The organism is Porcipelethomonas sp. (assembly GCF_051893655.1).
Classification (GTDB): Bacteria; Bacillota; Clostridia; order Oscillospirales; family Ruminococcaceae; genus Porcipelethomonas.
The window spans coordinates 1-4,854 of record NZ_JBJFHN010000014.1 but is presented as its reverse complement, the minus strand read 5'-3'; the positions used below and the strand labels follow the sequence as shown (position 1 = coordinate 4,854).

The 4,854-nt window shown below is 36.1% G+C and carries 7 protein-coding genes; 4 read left to right on the top strand and 3 right to left on the bottom strand.

Features of this window, described 5'->3' with window-relative positions:
• Positions 1-411 (bottom strand): helix-turn-helix domain-containing protein (locus ACI4WO_RS00565; RefSeq protein ID WP_439805610.1); only part of this gene is annotated, 411 nt, incomplete at its 3' end.
• Between the two features lie 82 nt (positions 412-493).
• Between ACI4WO_RS00565 and ACI4WO_RS00560 the strand changes: the two genes are divergently transcribed.
• Entirely contained in the window at positions 494-1,213 is a 720-nt protein-coding gene (locus ACI4WO_RS00560) for a serine/threonine-protein kinase (RefSeq protein ID WP_439805609.1), read from the top strand.
• Positions 1,213-1,974: a hypothetical protein gene (locus tag ACI4WO_RS00555; protein WP_439805608.1), complete on the top strand. Its 762-nt coding sequence runs from the start codon at positions 1,213-1,215 to the stop codon at positions 1,972-1,974. Before ACI4WO_RS00560 ends, ACI4WO_RS00555 begins: the two co-directional genes overlap by 1 nt.
• Positions 1,975-2,149: 175 nt before the next feature.
• Here ACI4WO_RS00555 and ACI4WO_RS00550 read toward each other — a convergent pair whose 3' ends face one another.
• Complete coding sequence (locus ACI4WO_RS00550) at positions 2,150-2,596, bottom strand: helix-turn-helix domain-containing protein (RefSeq protein ID WP_439805607.1); 447 nt, start codon at positions 2,594-2,596, stop codon at positions 2,150-2,152.
• A gap of 158 nt (positions 2,597-2,754) precedes the next feature.
• Positions 2,755-2,988: a sigma factor gene (locus ACI4WO_RS00545; protein WP_439805606.1), complete on the bottom strand. Its 234-nt coding sequence runs from the start codon at positions 2,986-2,988 to the stop codon at positions 2,755-2,757.
• Between the two features lie 399 nt (positions 2,989-3,387).
• Here ACI4WO_RS00545 and ACI4WO_RS00540 point away from each other — a divergent pair, with 399 nt between their 5' ends.
• Positions 3,388-4,377: a deoxyguanosinetriphosphate triphosphohydrolase gene (locus tag ACI4WO_RS00540; RefSeq protein WP_439805605.1), complete on the top strand. Its 990-nt coding sequence runs from the start codon at positions 3,388-3,390 to the stop codon at positions 4,375-4,377.
• Between the two features lie 25 nt (positions 4,378-4,402).
• Positions 4,403-4,854: CHC2 zinc finger domain-containing protein (locus ACI4WO_RS00535; protein ID WP_439805604.1), on the top strand; the 452-nt coding region annotated here is incomplete at its 3' end.

Genomic DNA, 4,854 nt, shown 5'->3' with positions numbered 1-4,854 from the left:
ATGGTCGTATAAAGCATTATTGATTTCCATAAGGGAATGAGATTTCTCTATTCCGAAAATTATAATGCTGTCCCGTTCATCTTTTGGATAAAGTGGTGCATATTTGGCAATTTTCAAAGCTGTCTGGGTTTCATCAAGGTTCAGATGTATCCCGATACAAAGGCACAGCAAAACTTCTCTTGACGGAACACGTGGATTAGAGGGAGAAAGAAACTGATAGCAGTATCTGTCGGAAAGGTCTGAATCCTTTGCAACCTGAGCAATGGTCAGCTTTTTATCTTTAATAAGTGCGTTCAGATATTCTTTTATGGAGCAATCCAGAAGAAAGTCTTTGTTTTCCTGCAAATACAGGTCAATACTTCCCGAATTTTTTAAGAGTTCCAGTAATTTTTCTGTATCTTTCTGTTTCATCTGACATCATTCCTCATAAAAATATTTACTTCTTTATTTTATCATGGTATAATAGAAAAAGCAAGTTTAAGGAGTGAAATTTTTGTACGAGTGGCTGGAACAGGTGCTTAAAGAACAGTATCAATTTGTAAAGTGTCTTAGAAATACTGATAAAAATGAAATTGTTGTTTTGGAACATAAAACATTAAAAAAGCGAATAATAAAACGTAGTTTTTCAGGAAATTCGGAAGTGTATAAAAAGCTTCTTACACTAAAGCATAAAAATATGCCTGAAGTCTTAGAGGTAACGGAGTTTGAGGATAAGACTCTTGTTTTGGAAGAATATCTTGACGGTATGACACTACATGAATTATTGGGCAATGGAGATAATTTTAACGATCTGAAAGAAAATCAAGTAAGTGAAATGGTTTGTGAACTATGCGATATTTTATCATTCGTCCATAGTTTTAATATCATTCATAGGGATATTAAACCGGAAAATATCATAATTGAAAAAGATACTCAGACTTTAAAGCTTATAGATTTTGATTCGTCAAGAGATTACAAAAAGTATTATCCCAGAGATACCATTTATCTGGGTACACCTGGATATGCTGCTCCGGAACAATACGGCGATACATCTACAGATTTTAGAGCGGATATTTATTCCGTTGGAGTTATGATGAATGTTATGCTTACTGGTAAAAATCCCTCTGTACAGCTTCATCATGGAAAATTGCAAAATATTATTGAAAAATGTATTCAAGTTTCACCTGACAAGCGTTTTCAGACTGCGGAAGAACTGAAAAGGAGTCTGAAATGATGAAAAAATGTAAATACTGCGGAAAAGAAATTCACGAAAATTCAAGTTTCTGTCCTTATTGTATGCAAAATCAAATAGAAAAGCAAAGTGAAACTATCTATGAGAAAAGCTCAAAGAAATGGCTTTATATAGTATTGATTATTGTAACTGGAATTATAGCCGTAATTGCTGTTTTATATTTTGTTTTAAATGGTGAAAATAAAAAATCCGATATATCAACAGAAAGTACAGAAGCTACCTCGACTACATCAACCGAGCCTATTTTAACTACCGTTACTGCTTCAATTACTGATATTGAACAAACCACAACTACAACTGAAACTACTGTTTCCACAACAGAACTTGTAATTACTGCAACTTCAACTGAAACAACAACTGTTTCCGTAACTGAAACAATGTCACAGGAAATTTCATTTGAACTTGGTGACTACATCACAGAGGGGAAAAGCAGTAGTCAGGTTATGGGCTATGGTGGTTATGAAGATATAGGCGGAACTATTCTGACAATAGAAGATATCACAGATAATACGCTGAATTTCTCTATCGTTGTGTATAGTGAAAGTGGTTATGCCAGTGATACTCTTTCTGCAAGAGATATTACCGCTGAGATTGTCGGTAATACAGCTGAGTTTCAATTTGACGATATGTTAAGTGGAAAAGGAACAGGAAAATTAACTTTTGAAAACGGAAAGATACATATTGAAACATGGGGAGATACAAGTAATCCAACATCTATTAATTTAAATGAATATCTTACATAATAGTATCTATACACTAAACATCAATATGAAGCCTGAATTTTTGAAAATACAAAATACGCTCTGAAAACACAATTTCCACCTTTACTTTCTAAAACCTCTCAGACGTTCTGAAAGCCGTTTTGTTTCCAAGGGGAAAGGGTTTCGCCAAAAGCTCTGGAAACGCTTAAGGAGCTTGTCAGAAGTCTAAAGGAACGGTTGAGAGCTGCAAAAGCTTTTTGTAAGTGCTTTTCTGAATGTTTACTCGATTCTGTTCCCACTTTTTCAGAGTACCGAGGGGCGTATTTATGTATTTCGCAAACTGGGACTGCGTGAGTTTCAATGACTTGCGAAGTCTTTTTATCCGCTGACTCTGACCGTTATAGAGAAACAGGTTGTAGTCATCGAGCAAGGAAGTAATATCAATATGAAAAAGTTCAGCAGCTTTTGCAAGCTTGTCTAACGTATATGCTTCAAGAACATTTTCTTCATATCGTGAATAGGTGGTTCTGTCCACTTTCATGACTTTTGCAACTTCACTTTGCAACAAGCCATTCTGATAGCGATACCATTTGAGCCTGTCCGATACAGTTACAAGCTTTTCGGGATTCGGATTCTCATACAGGAAAATCTGAGCTTTAGTCAAGTGACGATTAGTGAGAAATCTGAAAGTATGAATATACAAATGTGCATAGGTTATTTTGCCTTTCTGAAAACGGCAGAGGATATAAAAGCAATCGTTTATTTTATTATAAATCTTCCATGATTTTGAAAAAGACTCTTGTTTTGCTTCCTGATGTTTGCTTAGAGCCGTAAAGATACGGTCGCTTTTTCTATACACCTGCTGGCATATGTTGCAAATCTATTGCCTTTAAGATAATCAAATGTTGAAACAGCTTTTATCAATCCTACAGTCCCAATAGAAATAAGTTCATCCTGGTCTTTAAGATTTGAATAATATTTTTTTATAATGTGTGCTACAAGCCGCAGATTATGTTCAATCAGTTTAGTTCTTGCGGACTGATCACCTTCTTTCATTCTCCTGAAACATTCTTCCTCTTCGCCTTTAGACAATGGTTTTGGAAAAATATTTCGTCCGTCAATATGCAATGCAAAAAAGAACAAACTCCCTAATACAGAATTTAACATTTGTAAAATCAAAATAACACCCCCTGTCTTATTTTATGCTTCCAAGCTTGGGTATTATAATATTGCTTCAAAAAAAAGTAAATTTTAATATAAAAATTAATAAAAATGATTTTTTTTTGTGTTTTCCTATTGAAATATGTAAATTAATTTGGTATAATAAATAATGTATAGATTTATAAACTTTATGCAAAACGGCTTTGCATAAAAGATGAAAGAAAATATTGTAAGCTATTTTCTTGACAGTGCAAAAGCCGTTAATTGCAGCGTTTACTAAAGGAGCAGACTTCTATGACGGTCAGAGAACAAACTGAGCTTCTTGAAATGAGTACATTAAGCAATTATGCCTGTACTTCAGCCGGACACGGCAAACGTGTTTTATATGAAGAAAAATGTCCCCTCAGAACTGACTTTCAGCGTGACAGAGACAGAATTCTTCACTGCAATTCATTCAGACGCCTTAAAAGAAAAACCCAGGTGTTCCTTTCCCCTGTGGGCGATCATTACCGTACCCGGCTTACACACACCCTTGAGGTTTCCCAGATTGCACGTACTATAGCCAGAGCACTGAGGCTTAATGAGGATCTTACAGAAGCAATCGCTCTGGGACATGATCTGGGACACTCCCCTTTCGGACACTCCGGAGAAGCTATACTGGATGAAATATGTCCTTATGGATACAAGCATTATCTTCAGAGCGTCAGAGTCGTGGACTACATTGAAAAAAACGGACGAGGACTGAATCTTACATACGAGGTAAAAAACGGAATAGCATGTCATACCAATAAAATTGCTAAAACTGCTGAGGGAAATGTTGTAAGACTTTCTGACAAGATCGCATATATAAACCATGATATCGAAGACGCCATACGTGCAGGAATTCTGAAAGCTTCTGATCTTCCGGAAAACGCAGTGAAAGTATTGGGAAAAACAAAATCAGAACGTATAACAACTATGGTTACATCAATTATAGAAAACGGCGGAGATGAGATACGCATGACATCTCCGGTCAAAGCCGCCCATGATGAACTCAGAAGCTTTATGTTTGAAAAAGTCTATACCAATTCAATCGCCAAAACAGAAGAAAAAAAAGCAAAGCTTCTGGTGGAGCAGCTGTATGAGTATTTCAAAAAACACCCGGAAAATATGCCGGAAGAATATATAAGAATATGCAGGAAATATGACTGTGACAGGGCTGTATGCGACTATATTTCCGGCATGAGCGACGGATATGCAGTTGACCTGTTCAATGAACTGTTTGTTCCGCGTTCATGGAAATAAATAAACATTTAATGGAGGTTTCTTTATGCCGCTGCCGGACGAATTTATTTATCAGCTTAAGCTTGCAAATCCTATAGATTCTTTCATAGGAAATTATGTAAGCCTGCGGCGAAGCGGAAAGGATTATGTGGCTTTATGCCCTTTCCATGCTGAAAAAACACCTTCTTTTCATGTCTATACTGATACTCAGAGCTTTTACTGCTTCGGCTGCGGCGCCGGAGGAGATGTTATTACCTTCACTAAAAGAATAGAAAATCTGGAATATATAGAAGCTGTAAGATTACTTGCACAGCGGGGCGGTCTGGATATGCCGGAAGATAAAACTGATACCAGAATTGCCGATCTTAAAAGAAGAATACTTGAAATAAACCGTGAAACAGCAAATTATTATTACAAACAGCTCGTTTCCGGTCCGGATAAACGGGGACTTAAATATTTTTTTGACCGAAAACTAAAACCCGAAACTATAAAAAAATA

Coding starts and splice junctions, on each gene's coding strand:
- ACI4WO_RS00540 (WP_439805605.1), top strand. CDS start 3,388: ATGACGGTCAGAGAACAAACTGAGCTTCTTGAAATGAGTACATTAAGC.
- ACI4WO_RS00545 (WP_439805606.1), bottom strand. CDS start 2,988: ATGAAAGAAGGTGATCAGTCCGCAAGAACTAAACTGATTGAACATAAT.
- ACI4WO_RS00555 (WP_439805608.1), top strand. CDS start 1,213: ATGAAAAAATGTAAATACTGCGGAAAAGAAATTCACGAAAATTCAAGT.